The sequence below is a fragment of the Pararhizobium capsulatum DSM 1112 genome, assembly GCF_030814475.1.
GTDB classification, from domain to species: Bacteria; Pseudomonadota; Alphaproteobacteria; order Rhizobiales; family Rhizobiaceae; genus Pararhizobium; species Pararhizobium capsulatum.
Window position 1 is genome coordinate 844,318 of the sequence record NZ_JAUSVF010000001.1, and the last position, 17,453, is coordinate 861,770.

Annotated in this window: 16 protein-coding genes; 15 read left to right on the plus strand and 1 reads right to left on the minus strand. The window is 61.2% G+C overall.

Annotation, left to right across the window (positions count from 1 at the left end; translation table 11 throughout):
- The 9 genes from QO002_RS03965 (at nt 1) to QO002_RS04005 (ending at nt 10,704) form a co-directional block, all read left to right on the plus strand.
- Nucleotides 1–693: a glutathione S-transferase family protein gene (locus QO002_RS03965; RefSeq protein WP_307226903.1), complete on the plus strand. Its 693-nt coding sequence runs from the start codon at nt 1–3 to the stop codon at nt 691–693.
- Between the two features lie 15 nt (nt 694–708).
- A complete protein-coding gene (gene queG, locus QO002_RS03970; protein WP_307226905.1) occupies nt 709–1,869 on the plus strand; it encodes a tRNA epoxyqueuosine(34) reductase QueG in 1,161 nt (386 codons plus the stop codon).
- Nucleotides 1,869–2,741, plus strand: a complete 873-nt coding sequence (locus tag QO002_RS03975; protein WP_307226907.1) for an SDR family oxidoreductase — start codon at nt 1,869–1,871, stop codon at nt 2,739–2,741. The genes queG and QO002_RS03975 overlap by 1 nt, the downstream gene beginning before the upstream one ends.
- A gap of 426 nt (nt 2,742–3,167) precedes the next feature.
- Nucleotides 3,168–3,491 carry a septal ring lytic transglycosylase RlpA family protein gene (locus QO002_RS03980; protein WP_307233135.1) on the plus strand — a complete coding sequence of 108 codons (324 nt, stop codon included), beginning with the start codon at nt 3,168–3,170 and terminating at the stop codon, nt 3,489–3,491.
- Between the two features lie 327 nt (nt 3,492–3,818).
- A complete protein-coding gene (locus QO002_RS03985) occupies nt 3,819–5,108 on the plus strand; it encodes an RsmB/NOP family class I SAM-dependent RNA methyltransferase (protein WP_307233137.1) in 1,290 nt (429 codons plus the stop codon).
- A 360-nt stretch (nt 5,109–5,468) separates the two neighbouring features.
- On the plus strand, nt 5,469–6,749 hold the full coding sequence (locus QO002_RS03990; protein ID WP_307226909.1) for an imelysin family protein: 1,281 nt from the start codon (nt 5,469–5,471) through the stop codon (nt 6,747–6,749).
- Nucleotides 6,750–6,958: 209 nt separating this feature from the next.
- On the plus strand, nt 6,959–8,470 hold the full coding sequence (locus QO002_RS03995) for a di-heme oxidoreductase family protein (RefSeq protein ID WP_307233139.1): 1,512 nt from the start codon (nt 6,959–6,961) through the stop codon (nt 8,468–8,470).
- The gene (locus QO002_RS04000; protein WP_307226911.1) at nt 8,470–9,588 is read left to right on the plus strand and encodes an imelysin family protein; all 1,119 of its coding nucleotides are present in this window, start codon (nt 8,470–8,472) and stop codon (nt 9,586–9,588) included. Before QO002_RS03995 ends, QO002_RS04000 begins: the two co-directional genes overlap by 1 nt.
- A gap of 6 nt (nt 9,589–9,594) precedes the next feature.
- The gene (locus tag QO002_RS04005; protein WP_307226913.1) at nt 9,595–10,704 is read left to right on the plus strand and encodes a DUF1513 domain-containing protein; all 1,110 of its coding nucleotides are present in this window, start codon (nt 9,595–9,597) and stop codon (nt 10,702–10,704) included.
- A gap of 1 nt (nt 10,705) precedes the next feature.
- Here QO002_RS04005 and QO002_RS04010 read toward each other — a convergent pair whose 3' ends face one another.
- Nucleotides 10,706–11,233, minus strand: a complete 528-nt coding sequence (locus QO002_RS04010; RefSeq protein WP_307226915.1) for a GNAT family N-acetyltransferase — start codon at nt 11,231–11,233, stop codon at nt 10,706–10,708.
- Between the two features lie 186 nt (nt 11,234–11,419).
- On the opposite strand from QO002_RS04010, the gene QO002_RS04015 reads away from it, so the two are divergent.
- From QO002_RS04015 to istB, 6 genes are all read left to right on the plus strand, one after another.
- A complete protein-coding gene (locus tag QO002_RS04015; RefSeq protein ID WP_307226918.1) occupies nt 11,420–11,872 on the plus strand; it encodes a TspO/MBR family protein in 453 nt (150 codons plus the stop codon).
- Nucleotides 11,873–11,944: 72 nt separating this feature from the next.
- Nucleotides 11,945–12,397, plus strand: coding sequence for a PaaI family thioesterase (locus QO002_RS04020; protein WP_307226920.1), 453 nt, complete (start codon nt 11,945–11,947; stop codon nt 12,395–12,397).
- Nucleotides 12,394–13,032, plus strand: coding sequence for a 5'-methylthioadenosine/S-adenosylhomocysteine nucleosidase (locus QO002_RS04025; RefSeq protein WP_307226922.1), 639 nt, complete (start codon nt 12,394–12,396; stop codon nt 13,030–13,032). Before QO002_RS04020 ends, QO002_RS04025 begins: the two co-directional genes overlap by 4 nt.
- A gap of 302 nt (nt 13,033–13,334) precedes the next feature.
- The gene (gene guaA, locus QO002_RS04030) at nt 13,335–14,897 is read left to right on the plus strand and encodes a glutamine-hydrolyzing GMP synthase (RefSeq protein ID WP_307226924.1); all 1,563 of its coding nucleotides are present in this window, start codon (nt 13,335–13,337) and stop codon (nt 14,895–14,897) included.
- 247 nt (nt 14,898–15,144) lie between these two features.
- Nucleotides 15,145–16,665 (plus strand): IS21 family transposase, encoded by a 1,521-nt coding sequence (istA, locus tag QO002_RS04035; RefSeq protein ID WP_307226926.1) that lies wholly within the window; start codon nt 15,145–15,147, stop codon nt 16,663–16,665.
- Complete coding sequence (gene istB / locus QO002_RS04040) at nt 16,655–17,449, plus strand: IS21-like element helper ATPase IstB (protein WP_307226847.1); 795 nt, start codon at nt 16,655–16,657, stop codon at nt 17,447–17,449. Before istA ends, istB begins: the two co-directional genes overlap by 11 nt.
- Nucleotides 17,450–17,453 lie beyond the last annotated feature (4 nt).

A 17,453-nucleotide genomic window follows, 5' to 3' on the forward strand; every position in this document is an offset into this window, starting at 1 on the left:
ATGCCGACATTATATCATCACCCCATGTCCACCGCGTCCCGGTTCGTCCGGCTGATCCTGTCGGAGTACGGTTACCAGACCGAACTGGCAGAGGAGCAACCCTGGGAAAAGCGCAGGGACTTCCTGACGCTCAATCCGGCCGGCACGCTGCCCGTCTATGTCGATGACAGCATGCGGGCGCTCTGTGGCGCCATGGTGATCTCCGAATATCTCGACGAGACCAATGGCGTGCTGAAGCGCGATCGCCGCCTGCTGGCGGAAGATCCGTTCCAGCGCGCGGAAATCCGCCGTCTGGTCGAATGGTACCTGCAGAAGATGGAAGCCGATGTGACGCGCCCCCTGGTGCGCGAGCGTATCTTCAAGCTGCAGATGACGCCGGACCAGGGCGGCGGTGCGCCGGATTCAAAGGCGCTACGCACCTCGCGCGCCAATATCCGCCAGCACATGAAGTATCTCTCGTGGCTGGCCGGTTCGCGCACCTATCTTGCCGGCGACCGGCTGTCCTATGCGGACCTCGCCGCCGCGGCCGCGATCTCGGTTCTCGACTATCTCGGCGAAATCGACTGGACGGAATCACCGATGGCCAAGGACTGGTACCAGCGGCTGAAATCGCGGCCCTCCTTCCGCCCTCTGCTGGCCGAACGCGTGCGTGGCCTGACCCCCGTTTCGCATTACGCGGACCTGGATTTTTAAGAAGGGGCGTCTTCCATGCTTGGCGGCCGCCCATCGCAAGACAGGCAGGACGCCAGACGCTTGAAGCTGACGGCGTTCCTGAAGCAGGAAGCCCGCGACAAGGGCTTCGATCTCTGTCGCGTGACCTTGCCGGATTCGATCCCCGAGGCGCCGGCACGGCTGAAGCGGTTCATCGCGGACGGCCAGCACGGCACCATGGAGTGGATCGCTGAAACGGCGGAGCGGCGGGGCGATCCAAGGGTGCTCTGGAGTGAGGTGCGCTCGGTCGTCGTCTTTGCGATGAATTACGGGCCGGACCACGATCCGCGCGGCGTTCTCGCGATGCCGGATCGCGGCGCGATCTCGGTCTACGCGCAGAACCGCGATTATCACGACATCATCAAGGGCAAGCTCAAGGAAGTCGCGACGCGCTTTGCGGCGCGTGCGGGCGTGGATGTGAAGGTCTTCGTCGATACGGCGCCGGTGATGGAAAAACCGCTCGCCGAGCAGGCGGGGCTTGGCTGGCAGGGCAAGCATACCAATCTCGTCAGCCGTGAATTCGGTTCCTGGCTGTTTCTCGGCAGCATGTTCACGACGGCCGATCTGGTGATCGACGAGCGCGAGGTGGATCACTGCGGTTCCTGCCGCGCCTGTCTTTCCGCCTGCCCGACGGATGCCTTTCCCGCACCTTACCGGATCGATGCGCGCCGCTGCATTTCCTATCTGACGATCGAGCACAAGGGGCCGATCGACCCTGACATCCGGCCAATGATCGGCAATCGCATCTATGGCTGCGACGACTGTCTTGCCGCCTGTCCCTGGAACAAGTTTGCCGCAACGGCATCGGAAATGAAGCTGAAGGCGCGCGAGGATCTGAAGGCGCCGCGGCTTGCGGATCTCATGATGCTGGATGATGCTGCATTCCGGGCCTTGTTTTCGGGCTCGCCGGTCAAGCGGATCGGCCGGGATCGTTTCGTGCGCAATGTTTTGATCGCAGCTGGAAACTCCGGCGATCGGGAGATGGTTGCGCCCTGCCTTGCGCTGGCAGGCGATGCCTCGCCGGTGGTGCGGGGCATGGCGGTCTGGGCCCTCTCGCGGCTGATGGCCTCTGGCGAATTCCGTGAATTTGCGGCAAGACGGCAGGATGAGACCGATCCGGATGTGATCGGGGAATGGACCACTGCGGGAGTGACGTGATGCATGTTTTGATCCTGGGAGCCGGCTATTCCGGCAAGGCGATCGCCAAGGAACTTTTCTCCCAGGCCGCAAGCGTCACAGGCACCACCCGCTCGGCGGAAAAGCTGGTGGAGCTGGCCGGGCTCGGCATCGATGCTCTTCTTTATGACGGGCAGGATATCTCGGCGGAGCTGGCAGCGGCGATGGCGCGATCGACCCATCTCATCCAGTCCATAGCGCCCGGGCGCGATGGTGACCCGATCACGCGTCTCGGGGTTGATCGCATGCACGAATTGATGCCCGCGCTCGAATGGGTGGGCTATCTTTCAACCGTGGGCGTTTACGGCGATCACAAGGGTGGCTGGGTCGATGAGGAGAGCCCCTGCAAGCCCGTATCGCTGCGCTCGCGCGAGCGGGTTGAGGCGGAAGCGGCCTGGACACGTTTCGGCGAAAAGGCCGGTATTCCCGTCGGCATTCTTCGGCTGGCGGGCATCTACGGGCCGGGGCGCAACACCTTCCGCAATCTTGCCGAGGGAACCGCCAAGCGCCTGATCAAGGCGGATCAGGTTTTCAACCGTATTCGGGTCGAGGATATTGCCGGCGCAACGGGGCTGCTGATAGCGCAGAAGGCGGGCGGCATCTTTAACATCACCGACAATGAACCGGCCCCGCCGCAGGACCTCGTGACGCTCGCTGCCGAGATGATGGGCGTCCAGCCGCCGCAGGAGCTTGCCTTTGAAAATGCCGAACTGACGCCGATGGCGCGCTCCTTCTATGGGGAAAACAAGCGGGTCTCCAACGGCAAGCTTCGGGCAACAGGCTACGAGATGCGCTTCGCCGACTATCGCGCTTCGCTTTCGGATCTCTGGCGGAACGACAATTGGAGGGGGTGAGCGTTACAATCAAAGAGAGAGGATTATAAGGCAATACATCTTTTGAAATAAGTTCTAAATACAACCATTACGGGATGTTGCGATTTTCTAGCCTGTGGATTGGTGGATTTTTGGCGATTTAAAAAAATTTAATCCGATTTTTATCGGGTACTAGAACTATTGTTTTATGATTTAAGCTGATTTTTGTTTACGCATTGAATCTAAAAGGATTCTCCTATGCTCTTCGAAAGATTCAATTTTTTGTGTTTTTTAAAATCCTCGGAACCGCCCGAAGTCCTAACGTACGGTTAAAGGTTGAAGCACGTTTTCGCCACTTTTCGTCATGACAAACATAGGCTTCGTAAGACTTGACTAAATTTCAAGCGAAGGGGTCAATGTTTGAACAACCGCAAATTTTCAGCCGCAGCGGCGGCATTCGTCTTTGCCTTGGGGGCATCACTTACATCGACAACATCAGCTGAAGCCAAGAGTGCCGCATGTGGCGGCGCGTCGTGGTATGCGCTGGGTTCACGCACCGCCTCCGGCGAGCGCATGAACGCATCCAACCTCACCGCTGCCCACCGCAGCCTGAAATTCGGCACCAAGGTTCAGGTCATCAACAAGCGCAACGGCAAGAGCGTCGTCGTTCGCATCAACGATCGCGGACCCTTCATCCGCGGCCGCGTACTCGATCTCTCCAAGGGCGCAGCCTCCCAGATAGGCATGATCCGTTCTGGTACGGCCAGCATCTGTTATCAGGTTATCGGCTAGAACCGATCGGCATTCAGTCCATGCCGGTCTGCAAATGGCGCTTTCCTGCGCTTCCGGTGCTCACGTACCGAAAGTACGCTGCGCTCCGGGTCACAGAAAATCACCATTTTCGATCCGTCCTGAACTGAATGCCGATCGGTTCTTGAACGTACACGACTGTTGAACGTGCCAGCCCGGGAAAGGTTCCGGGAGGGATGTGAAGGCGGTTGGAGAGCGCGGCTCTCTGACTTTGGAAGGCGAATAGGACTTCAACCCGCCGCCGATATCGATGGCGGCTTGCTCTCGCGCTCCATCATCGCTACCACGGCGGAAAATGGAGTAATGAAGATGCGACTGGGTGGCAGGCTTGCCGGAGCCATTGAAGTTCTGGCCGATATCGAAGCGCGCAAACGTCCGGTGGCCGATGCCCTGAAAGATTGGGGCCTGGCGCACCGCTTTGCCGGATCGGGCGACCGCGCCGCGATCGGCAATATCGTCTATGACGCCCTGCGCATGAAGCTTTCCCACGCCTATCTGATGAACAGCGACAGCGCCACCGCGCTCGGCCATGCTGTTCTCTTCCGCCAGTGGGGCGTGACGCCCGAGCAGCTGGCAGCGGAGCTGGAAGGCGACCGCTTTGCGCCGGAGCCGCTGACCGAAGACATGAAGGCCGCATTCGCCAGCCGCAAGCTGGAAGATGCGCCTCTCCACGTGCAGGGCGATATCCCGGAATGGCTGCAACCCTCTTTCGAGGATAATTTCGACGAGGAATGGCTGGCGGAAGCCCAGGCGCTTGCCGGCCGCCCTTCGCTCGACCTCAGGGCCAACACGCTGAAGGCGAGCCGCGAAAAGGTGCTGAAGGCGCTGGAGCGCAGCGGCGTCGAACCGACCGTGATTGCGCGCAACGGCGTGCGCGTCAAAGCCGGCGAGGGCGCCTCGCGCCTGCCAAACGTCACGGCCGAGCTCTCGTTCCAGAAGGGCTGGTTCGAGGTGCAGGACGAAGGCTCGCAGATCGTTGCCGATCTCGTTTATCCGCAGGAAGGCGATCAGGTTCTCGATTATTGTGCCGGCGGCGGCGGCAAGACGCTCGCCATGGCGGCGGCGATGAACAACAAGGGCCAGATCCACGCCTATGACACCGACCGCAAGCGGCTCGCCCCGATCATCGAGCGGCTGAAGCGCGCAGGCACCCGCAATGTCCAGGTGCATGACCGCTTCGAGGACCTGGCACCCTTCATGGGCCGCTTCGACAAGGTTCTGGTCGATGCGCCCTGCACCGGCACCGGCACCTGGCGGCGCCGGCCCGACATGAAATGGCGCCTCACGCAGAAGAGCCTCGAAGAGCGCATCGGCCAGCAGCGGGAAGCGCTGATCAGCGCGGCGAATTTCGTCAAGCCGGGTGGCCAGCTCATCTATGTCACCTGTTCGATCCTGCCGGAAGAGAACGAAGCTCAGGTCTACGCTTTCTGCGAGGAAAACCCGGATTTCGAGATCATCTCGGCTGCCGACCGCTGGGCCGAGCTTTTCGGCGAGGACAAACCGCAGCCCTGGTCTGCGGACATGATGAGCGTGACGCTGACGCCGGCCGCTACCGATACGGACGGGTTTTTCTTCTGCGTGATGGAGCGGGCTTCCTGAAGCACTCCCACTTCTCCCCAAAGGGGGGAAGTGCCGTACGTATGTGAGACGATGAGGGGGGCTTCGCCGCAAATTCTGTGCCGGCCGGCCCCCTCATCGGCCCTACGGGCCACCTTCTCCCCGCTGGGGAGAAGAGGGAGCGGGCTTCCGTCACTTCCCCGCGCAACAGACCTCCTCCGACGCCCCTTCCACATTGAAAATATTCTAAACTATACTCTTTGACACCAGTTTGCTTTTGGTCCATGACACCGGGGTTGTTTTAGGTGTGCCTCATCCGGGGCCGCCGGGGACTGCCCGCCGATTTCTGCGACGGGTGGTGGGGATACCGAAAGTCATTCGGAAAAGACATCAGGAGAGGTCATGACCACATCATTTCTTCGCAGCGCCGTGCTGGCGCTCGTGACCGCGACATCGGCGCTGGCGATCCAGCCGGCCAATGCGGCAACCGATGCTGCCGCTGTCGTCAAGCACTATACCGAACTTGGGCACGCCAAGTATGAGGATGCGCTGAAAACAGCCGAAGCGCTCGACAAGGCCGTCGACGCGCTGATCGCGACCCCGAGCGAGGCGACGCTCAAGGCGGCCCGCGAAGCCTGGCTTGCGGCCCGCAACCCCTATCAGGAAACTGAAGTCTACCGCTTCGGCAATCCGATTGTCGACGATTGGGAAGGCAAGGTGAATGCCTGGCCGCTGGACGAAGGCCTGATCGACTATGTCGACCCGAGCTACGGCACTGAAAGCGACGAGAACGCGCTGTTCACTGCCAATGTGATCGCCAACAAGACGATCAAGATCGATGGCAAGGATGTGGATGCCTCCAACATCACGCCGGAGTTGCTCTCCGGCACGCTTGCGGAAGCCGGCGGCGTCGATGCGAACGTCGCGACCGGCTACCATGCCATCGAGTTTCTGCTCTGGGGCCAGGACCTGAACGGCAACGGCCCGGGCGCCGGAAACCGGCCCTATACCGACTATGACAAGGCCAATTGCACCAACGGCAATTGCGACCGCCGCGCCGCTTACCTCAAGGCTGCGAGCGAACTGCTGGTTTCCGATCTCAAGGAAATGGTTGCCAACTGGACGCCGGATGGCGCAGCCACCAAAAATGTCGAGGGCGACGCCAAGGCCGGTCTTGCTGCGATCCTGACGGGCATGGGCTCGCTGTCCTATGGCGAACTGGCCGGCGAGCGCATGAAGCTCGGCCTTCTGCTGCACGATCCGGAAGAGGAGCACGATTGCTTCTCCGACAACACCTACAACTCGCATCTGCATGACGCGATCGGCATTCAGGCTGCCTATCTGGGTGAATATACCCGGACCGACGGTACCAAGATGGCTGGCCCTTCGCTCTCCGAAATCGTGGCCGCCAAGGACCCGGCGCTCGACAAGGAAATGAAGGACAAGCTGGCAGCAACCATCACCGCGATGGAAGCGATGGCAAAGCGCGGCGACACGGTCGAGAAGTACGACCAGATGATCGCCGAGGGCAATGTCGAGGGTAACGCCACCGTCCAGGCCGCGATTGACGGGCTGATTGCCCAGGCCAAGACCGTGGAGCGCGTTATTGCCGCACTCGATCTCGGCACAATCGAGCTTGAAGGTTCCGACAGCCTGGATAATCCTAACGCTGTCTTCCAATAAGCAGAAAAGGCGGGCGGCAGCGTTTCGTGGTCGCCCGGTTTTCGCGAATGCGCATCATGCCGATTCGCCATCTCCTTCTGCCGTCCGTTGCCGCCCTCGTGCTGGCGACGGGCGGTTTTTCCGTTTTCCGGACGGAAGGTGCGGTTGGCGAGCCGATGAGGGGGATTTCTCCGCAAACTGGGGGTCAACCGGCCCCCTCATCCGGCGCTATGCGCCACCTTCTCCCCGATGGGGAGAAGAGGGAGATCGCGACCGCCACTGAACCATCCGCAGCTTTGGACAAACCACGCACGGATCTTTCCGAGAAAGATCGTGCCCGCGTTCGCGATGTTACCCAGCCAACCACCGATTTCGCCAAAGCCGAGCCTTTCGAGGCGATGTCCGGCGGTGCCGCGACGTCGATCGCGCCGGTCAGCCGCGATATTTTCTCGCAGTTCTCCGCCAATATCAGCTTTGAGGAAGAACAGACCTTCCGTCTTGGAAACGCGCTTTTCCGCAAGCTCTGGGTTTCCTCGCCATCGTCCACGCAGGCTTCCGACGGGCTTGGCCCGCTCTACAACGCCCGTGCTTGCCAGACCTGCCATCTCCGCGACGGGCGCGGTCACCCGCCTGATGGAAATGCCGATACGACCTCGATGTTCCTGCGGCTGGCGCGCACCCCGCAAACCGCGGCCGAGCGTGCGGCGATGGCTTCCCGTGAAGTGCTGAATTTTCCCGATCCGGTTTATGGCCGGCAGCTGCAGGACAGCGCCGTGCCCGGCTTGCCGGCCGAAGGTCGCATGGTGATCTCCTATACCGAGGATCAGGTGACCCTTGCGGATGGCGAGAGCGTTTCGTTGCGCCGGCCATCCTACGGCATCGCCGATCTCGGCTACGGGCCGCTTGATCCCGGCACCACCCTATCGCCGCGGGTGACGCAGGCGATGGGCGGGCTTGGCCTGATCGAGGCTATCCATCCGCAGGATATCCTGGCGAACGCCGATCCGGACGACCGGGATGGCGACGGCATCAGCGGGCGGGCCGCAATCGTGCGCGATCCGGCGACCGGGGAAAAGATGCTCGGTCGCTTCGGCTGGAAGGCGCAGAGCGCCACCGTGCGCCAGCAGAGCGCCGATGCCTTTGCCGGCGATATCGGCATTTCCACGCCGTTTTCCAAAAGAAGCCATGGGGATTGTACCGAGCGGCAGCCCGCTTGCCTTGCCATGGCCGACGGGGTTCAGCCGCGGCTCGGCGATACGGAAGCGCCCGATCCGGTGCTCGATCTCGTTACCTTCTATGCGGAAAACCTGGCGGTGCCGGCGCGTCGCAAGGCGAGCTTTCCCGAGACGCTTGTCGGCAAGAAAATTTTCTACGAGTCCGGCTGCATCTCCTGCCATGTGCCGAAATTCGTCACCCGCCGCGATGCCGGCAACACGGCGCATTCCTTCCAGCTGATCTGGCCTTATTCCGACGTCCTGCTGCATGACATGGGCGATGGACTGGCCGACGGTCAGATCGTCGGGGAAGCCTCGGGGAGGGAATGGCGCACGCCTCCGCTTTGGGGTATCGGTTTGACCAGGACGGTCAGCGGTCACACATTTTTTCTGCATGACGGTCGAGCCCGGAACCTCACCGAAGCCATAATGTGGCACGGCGGCGAGGGGCAGAAAGCCCGCGACCGGTTTGCAGCCCTTGAAAAGGCCGACAGGCAGGCCCTCATCACGTTCCTGGAGTCTCTTTGATGCGCCGACTACCGTTTCTTTCTCTCGGATTTTCGCTGCTGGCAACGATTGCGGCCGCGCAGGACAGCAACGGGGTGACGCCGCGCGTCGTCAACGAGGCGGCGGTGCCGGCTGTGATGGAGAAGGCGGTCGACGGGTTTATCCGGCCGGGGTACCTCGAATTGATGGAGACGACGGAAGCGCTTTCCGAGGCGAGCCATCTTTTCTGCGAAAACCCCTCAGAGGAAAGCCTCGGCAACCTGCAACTGGTCTTCGACGACATTGTGCAGAAATGGTCGACCATCGAGATCGTTCGCGTCGGCCCTGTCCTGGACGGGAACCGGTTCGAGCGGTTTCTGTTCTTTCCCGACCGCAAGAGCACGGGCCTGAAGCAGGTCCAGCGGATCCTCGCCACCAAAGACGAAACGGCAACCAATCCCGAGACCCTCAAGATCAAGAGCGTGGCCGTCCAGGGGCTGGGCGCGCTCGAATACGTGCTCTACGGCACTGGCGCAGAAGACATAGCCAACGAGCCCAACGGTTTCCGATGCCGCTACGCCGCCGCCATTGCCGACAATCTCGTGGAGGTTGCCACCGACCTGCACGAGGCCTGGGAAAAGCCGGATGGTGTGCAGGCCGACTGGAAGAAACCGGGGCCTGACAATCCGGTGTTCCGCGATAACAAGGAGGCCGTCACGGCACTCCTCGGCGTGCTCGTTCATGGCGTGGAAACGGTGAAGGACCAGCGCATCCGGCCGTTCTACGCCGGCATCGTCAATGGCGTCCCCGACAAGGGCCACCCGAAGCTGGCGCTCTACTGGCGCTCCGGCAACACCATGCCGTCGCTGCACACGAATTTCGAGGCGCTGGAGACCCTGTTCGACGCTGCCGACATGCGCTCGCTGCTACCGGCTGACAGCAAGTCTGTCGCAAGTTCGGCGAAGTTCGTCTTCAAGTCGCTGGTCCGCGTTTCGGAGGAGGTCGATCTGCCGATCGACGAGGCGATCGTCGATGACGAGCAGCGCGCCAAACTCGATTTCATCGTCCTGAATACCGACGACCTGTTGCAGCGGCTGAACAAGGATTTCGGCGGCGCGATCGGTCTCAGCGCCGGTTTTTCCTTTTCGGATGGAGATTGATCGGCCATGGCCGGTACCCGTTTGCTGAAGCGTGATGCGCAGCTGATCGAGCGGCGCATCTTCCTGAAGATGGCGGGCGCCGCCTGGGCAGCGACCTTGGCGCCGGGTGCTGCCTTTGCGCTTTCGCGCGCCGCCGCCGTCTATGCCTCCGGGTTCATGGCGCCGGATGGGTCCTACGGCATCGCCACCGTGACGGAAGCTGGCGAGATCGTCGAGCGGGTGGCCTTGCCCGCGCGGGCGCATGGCATGGCCTTTTCCACGGCGACGGGAAAGAGCGTCGCCTTTGCGCGCCGGCCCGGAACCTATGCGATGATCTTCGATCCGGCCGGGCGGTCCGAGCCGGTCGTTATTACCGCAGTGGAAGGCCGACACTTCTTCGGCCACGGCTGCTTTTCCGCCGATGGGCGGCTGCTTTACGCAACCGAGAATGATTTCGCCGCCAATCGCGGCATGGTCGGCATCTATGACGGCACCGATGGTTTTGCGCGGATCGGCGAGTTCCCCACCTACGGAATCGGCCCGCACGACATGACGCTGTCTGCCGATGGAAAGCTGCTGGTGATCGCCAATGGCGGCATCGAGACCCATCCGGATTTCGGCCGCACCAAGCTCAATCTCGACCATATGGAACCCTCGCTGGCGCTGGTCGACACGAAGACCGGTGCACTGATCGAACGCCACACCATGCCCGACCGCTGGCGCCAGCTTTCCACCCGGCATGTCGATATCGATGCCAAGGGGCGCATCTGGTTTGCCTGCCAGTATGAGGGCGCGCGCAACGACCTGCCGCCGCTCGCCGGCTCCTTTGCGCCGGGCGAGGATGTTCGGTTTGTCGATCTGCCTGACGAGACGACGATTGCTCTGGGTAACTATGTCGGCGCAGTTGCAGTCAACAAGGCAGAGGGGCTTGTCTGCCTGACGTCACCGAAGGAAGGCGTGGCGGTGACGCTGGATGCGGGAACAGGCAAGGTGCTGCGGCAGGAAATGATCGCGGATGCAGCCGGCGTCGCGCCATCGCCGAAGAGCTTTGCGGTTTCGAGCTACGACGGCGATTTTGCCGGGCGCCACAGCGATGTCGCCTGGGACCAGCATATCGTGCGGATCGGCGTCGTTTAGGTCAGATGTCCGCCAGTTGGGGGAGGTCCGACCAGAGATAGGCGAGCTGCTCATAGTCGCGGTTGCCGACCCGGACCATGCTTTTTGCCGTAACGGTGGCGCCGAGGCGTTCGTAGAAGCCGCGATTGGGATTTTCGGCGAGCACCCAGGCAAACAAGCCGGTTGCGCCACGGCTCAGGCAATCCCTGGCGACGGCCTTGATCAGCATTCTGCCGACCCCTGCGCCCTGCGCCTGCGGGCGGATGTAAAGCGCATAGAGTTCCATGATGCCATCGGAAACCGTGCCGCGCGCCGGGCCGTAATTGGCAAAGCCGACAAGCCCATCCGCATCCACCGCCGCTTGATACGACACGCCTGCGGCACCCATCCGCCGGGCATGGCGCATCGCCTGATCCTGTTCTGTCATGCCATCGAGATAGGCACCGTCGATGATGCCGCGAAAGGCGTGGCGCCAGGTTTCGACGAGGATTTCGCCGATCCCGGGGATATCTTCGGCCTCGGCGGGGCGGATGCGGAAGGGTTGGTTCATGGAAGGAATATGGGAGCAACCGCGCGTGGGTGGAAGGGGAGGAAAGGTGCGGCATCTCCCGTCTCCCCGCTTGCGGGAGAGGGGACGACGGAGCTTTTTGCAGGCCCGGGGCAAAAAACTATTTTCGGGCTTCGAAAACGGCGTGTTCTGTCTGGACGCAACACCACCAGGCCCTACATCCCCGCCATGTCCAAACCACTCGTCTATGCCCTCTTCATCATCCTCGTCGTTGGCTGCGGCCTGCTGATCGGCATCAACAACATTCCCGGCGAATGGTATCAGTCGCTGGCAAAGCCGGCTTTCAATCCGCCGAACTGGATCTTCGGGCCAGTCTGGACGCTGCTTTACGTCATTATCGGCTTCGTCGGCGCACGCAGCTTTCTCCACCACAGGCATTCGCCGATGATGCGGCTGTGGGTGGCGCAGATGATCTTCAATTTTGCCTGGTCGCCGCTGTTCTTCGGCCTGCAGGAGATCGCGCTGGCACTGATCGTCATTCTGGCGCTGCTGGTATCGCTGGCTCTCTTTCTCGCCGTCACCTACGGGCGCGACCGGCTCTCCTTCCTGCTTTTCCTGCCCTATCTGGCCTGGGTTGCCTTCGCTTCCTTACTCAACCTTTCGATTTTCCTCATGAATTGAGCTTGTCGGTCGCGGTCGTGCGTGCCAGTGTCGGCAGGGAAAAGACGTGCAAAAGGGACAGCAGCGAACACGATGAATGACGACAGACCGGCGGATTTTCGCGCACGAATCCGCGACAGTTTCAGCAAACAGGCAGCGATGCGCACGATCGGAGCGGAACTGACGCGTGTCGAGCAGGGCACCGTCGAGATCGAGCTTCCCTTCGACGAGAAGCTGACGCAGCAGCACGGTTTCCTCCACGCAGGCATCATTTCCGCGGCCCTTGATGCCGCCGGCACCTATGCCGCCTATTCAGTGCTCGATCCCGATGCCTCGATTTTGACGATCGAATTCAAGGTCAACCTGATGTCGCCGGGGCGCGGCGAGCGTTTCCTGTTTCGCGGCGAGGTGACCAAGCCCGGCACGACGATCATCGTCTCCGACGGGCGCGGTTATGCGATCTCGCCGGATGGCCCGGCCAAGCTGATCGCCTCCATGACCGGCACGATGATGGTGATCCGCGGGCGCGAAGGGATCGAGGGATGAGTTTTGAGCTGAAGGACGTTGCCGGTCGCAAGATTCTCTATGTCATGGCGGCGGATGCCGAATATGGCGCGCATTTGCGGGCGCGCATCTCGCCTTTGATGACGGGCGTTGGCCCTGTCGAAGCGGCAGTGGTTCTGACGCGGACCTTGAGCGAACTCAATGGCCGTGGGGCGCTGCCCGATCTCGTCGTCTCGCTCGGCTCTGCTGGTTCGGCAAGGCTGGAGCAGGCGGAGGTCTATCAGGCGACCTCAGTTGCCTATCGCGACATGGATGCCTCGCCGCTCGGTTTCGAGAAGGGAGCAACGCCGTTTCTCGATCTGCCCATCGTCGTCGACCTGCCCTTGCGCATTCCTGGAGTGCTGGAAGCGAGCCTTTCGACCGGGGCGAATATCGTCTCGGGTGCTGTCTATGAGACGATTGCGGCCGATATGGTCGAGATGGAGACCTTCGCCGTGCTTCGCGCCTGCCAGTCGTTCGGCATTCCGCTGATCGGGCTGCGCGGCATCTCGGACGGCAAGGTCGAACTCAGCCATATCAACGACTGGACTCAGTATCTGCATATCATCGACGAGAAGCTGGCGGCGGCTATCGATGCGCTGGAAGCAGGCGTCGCCTCGGGTGCGATACCTCTGTAGCCTGCAGGGCATAGGGATCGGCTTATGATGCCGTAATCCCCCTCTTCTCCCCAGCGGGGAGACGTGCCGAGCGAAAGCGAGGCGATGAGGGGGTCTTGGCCACAAATTCGAAGCCAGCCGGCCCCCTTATCCGGCCCTTCGGCCACCTTCTCCCCGCTGGGGAGAAGAGAAAGCAAGCCGTACCTCCATGGGCGATAGCCTGCTTTAATCGCCGGAAATTGTGCGGGTGCAATCTAATCGTTGCACTTCAGCGAGGCATTATTTAAAGGCTCGCCATGATCCCGCTTGCTGAAAGATCCGTCATGACCCAGACAGCGCATCCCGATACCGTTCTCATCATCGATTTTGGCAGCCAGGTCACCCAGCTGATCGCGCGCCGCGTTCGCGAGGCCGGCGTCTACTGCGAAATCGTGCCATTCCAGTCCGCCGAGGAAGGCTTCCACCGGCTGCGGCCGAAGGCCATCATTCTCTCGGGCAGCCCCGCCTCGACGCTGGAGATCGGCTCGCCGCGCGCGCCGCAGATCGTCTTCGATTGCGGCCTGCCGGTTCTCGGCATCTGCTACGGCCAGCAGACCATGTGCGAACAGCTGGGCGGCAAGGTCGAGGCCGGTCATCACCGCGAATTCGGCCGCGCCTTCCTGGAAATCGACAAGGAATGCACGCTGTTTGAAGATGTCTGGCCGGTCGGTTCGCGCCATCAGGTGTGGATGAGCCATGGCGACCGCGTCACCGCGATCCCCGAAGGCTTCGAGGTCGTGGCGACCTCCTCCAATGCACCCTTTGCCTTCATCGCCAACGAGAAGCGTCGCTTCTACGCCGTGCAGTTTCACCCGGAAGTGGTGCACACGCCTGACGGAGCCAAGCTGCTCTCGAACTTCGTGCACAAGGTTGCGGGCCTCAAGGGCGACTGGACGATGGCCGCCTATCGCGACCAAGCGGTCGAAGCGATCCGCGCGCAGGTGGGCGATAAAAGGGTCATCTGCGGCCTTTCCGGCGGCGTCGACTCGTCCGTTGCCGCACTGCTTATCCACGAGGCGATCGGCGACCAGCTGACCTGCATCCTCGTCGACCATGGCCTGATGCGCAAGAACGAGGCGGCGGATGTCGTTGCCATGTTCAAGGAGCATTACGACATCAAGCTCGTGCATGTGGATGCGGCTGATCTCTTCATCAATGCGCTGGAAGGGGAGAGCGATCCGGAAAAGAAGCGCAAGACCATCGGCAAGCTGTTCATCGACGTCTTCGAGGAAGAAGCCAGAAAGCTGGGCGGCGCGGAGTTCCTGGCACAGGGCACTCTCTATCCTGATGTCATCGAAAGCGTCTCGTTTACCGGCGGCCCTTCGGTCACCATCAAGTCGCACCACAATGTCGGCGGCCTTCCGGCCCGCATGAACATGAAGTTGGTGGAGCCGCTGCGCGAGCTGTTCAAGGACGAAGTTCGGGTGCTTGGCAAGGAGTTGGGTCTGCCCGAGAGCTTCATCGGTCGTCATCCCTTCCCGGGTCCGGGCCTTGCCATCCGCTGCCCCGGCGGCATCACCCGCGACAAGCTGGAAATCCTGCGCGAGGCCGATGCCGTCTATCTCGACGAAATCCGCAAGGCCGGTCTCTATGACGCGATCTGGCAGGCTTTTGCCGTGCTGTTGCCGGTACAGACCGTTGGCGTCATGGGCGATGGGCGTACTTACGAGTTCGTCTGCGCGCTGCGCGCCGTGACGTCCGTCGATGGCATGACGGCGGATTTCTACCACTACGACATGGAGTTCCTCGGCCGTGCGGCGACCCGCATCATCAACGAAGTCCGCGGCATCAACCGCGTCGTCTATGATGTGACGTCGAAGCCGCCGGGCACGATCGAGTGGGAGTAGGAGAAACGGCAGCGATCGGCGGCTTTAGCGTGGAATATCGTAGAAAAGGCGGGAACATCAGTGACTTCTATTAATCGCGGAGCTTGGATCATCAATTGGTCATCGATCGCTGATAACGATTTGATTTAATGATTGTTGGTTTTCACGCAGAACTGAGCCGGTTAGGCGCATAATTTCCATTGAGAATTGAGCCATGTGAACCTTTCCCCCCAACGCGGTGAGCGACGGGGGCAACGGAGTGATCCACATGGGACTTTTAAACATCATCCGCCGGATGGCGCTGCGCGAGAAGCAGTCGATCCGGGAGATCAGTCGGCGCACGGGGCTGTCACGCAACACGATCGCGAAGTATTTGAGCGCTGGTACGATCGAGCCGACGTTCGCGGTACCGGAGCGACCGAGCAAGCTTGATCCTTTCGCCGATAAGCTCTCTGGCTGGTTGAAGACCGAGGCCGGGAGGTCGCGCAAGCAGCGCCGAACGCTGAAGCAGCTTCATGCGGACTTGGTGGTTCTCGGCTTTACCGGCTCCTATGGTCGGGTCGCCGCATTCGCCCGTGACTGGCGGGCTGAGCAGCAGAAAGCGGGCCGCGGCATATTCGTTCCGCTATCCTTTCGCCCAGGCGAAGCATTCCAATTCGATTGGAGTGAAGATTATGCCGTGGTAGGCGGCGAGCGCACGAAGCTGCAGGTCGCACATATCAAGCTGTCGCACAGTCGGGCTTTTCTGGTCAGGGCCTACCTGCTGCAAACGCACGAGATGCTGTTCGATGCCCATTGGCACGGCTTCCGTGTGTTCGGCGGCGTACCTGGCCGTGGCATCTACGATAACATGAAGACGGCGGTCGATCGCGTAGGCCGGGGCAAGGAGCGGCAGGTCAACATCCGCTTCCTGGCGATGACGAACCATTATGTCTTTGCGCCCGAGTTCTGCAATCCAGCGGCAGGTTGGGAGAAAGGTCAGGTCGAGAAGAACGTCCAGGATGCCCGACCACGCTTGTGGCAACAGATGCCGGACTTTCCAGATTTGGCGGCGTTGAATGCCTGGCTGGAACAGCATTGCCAGGACCTATGGAGGGAGACTGCGCATGGCACCTTGTCCGGCACGATCGCGGATGTCTGGGCTGATGAGCGGGCAGCATTGATGTCGCTCCCCGCCATGTTTGACGGCTTCGTCGAGCAGAGCAAGCGCGTCTCGCCGACATGCCTGATCACCTTTGAGCGTAATCGTTACAGCGTGCCAGCATCGTTTGCGAACCGGCCCGTCAGCCTGCGGATTTATCCCGAGCGACTGGTCGTTGCGGCCGAGGGCAATGTCCTATGCGAGCATGAGCGGGTCATTGAACGCAGCCACGACAAACCGCCGAGGACGATTTATGACTGGCGACATTACCTTGCCGTCATCCAGCGCAAACCCGGTGCCCTGCGCAATGGTGCGCCCTTCCTGGAATTGCCGTTGGCCTTTCGACAACTGCAAGACCAGATGCTTCGCCGCCCCGGCGGTGATCGTGAGATGGCGGACATACTCGCTCTTGTCCTTCATCACGACGAACAGGTCGTCCTCAGGGCTGTGGAACTGGCTTTGGATGCGGGGGTGGCGACCAAGACGCATGTGCTGAACCTGCTGCATCGGCTGATCGACGGCAAGACAATCGATGGTCCCGACATCGATACGCCACAGGCGCTGACCTTGCTGCGTGAACCCAAGGCCAACGTCGAACGCTATGATGGCCTACGCGCCCGGATCGCAGGAGGTCGCCATGCGTCATGATCCTGCCAGTGCCGCCGTCGTCATCATGCTGCGTAGCCTGAAGATGTATGGCATGGCCCAAGCCGTCACAGACCTGATCGAGCAAGGGGCTCCTGCCTTTGATGCGGCCGTGCCCATCCTGTCACAGTTGCTGAAGGCCGAGATGGCCGAGCGCGAGGTCCGCTCCATCGCCTATCACATGAAGGCCGCTCGCTTTCCTGCGTACAAAGACATCTCCGGCTTCGACTTCGCTGACAGCGAAATCAACGAGGCTACCGTGCGCCAACTGCACCGATGCGAGTTTATGGATGGGGCGCAGAACGTTGTCCTAATCGGTGGCCCTGGCACTGGAAAAACGCATGTCGCGACCGCTCTTGGAATCCAAGCCATCGAGCATCATCGCCGAAAGGTCCGCTTCTTCTCGACCATCGAACTGGTCAATGCTCTCGAGCAGGAGAAGGCCAAGGGCAAGGCGGGCCAGATCGCGGAGACCTTGGTGCGCCTCGATCTGCTCATCCTAGACGAGTTGGGATACCTGCCGTTCAGCGCCTCAGGCGGCGCACTACTCTTCCACCTTCTGAGCAAGCTCTACGAGCGCACCAGCGTCATCATCACAACCAATCTCAGCTTCAGCGAGTGGGCAACCGTCTTCGGCGACGCCAAGATGACGACCGCTCTGCTCGATCGTCTGACCCACCGTTGTCATATCCTGGAAACTGGAAATGACAGCTTCCGCTTCAAAGCCAGCTCGGCCGCCGCAGCCCAGAAGAAAGGAGAAAAAGCCAATCTCTTGACCAAACCCTGATCAG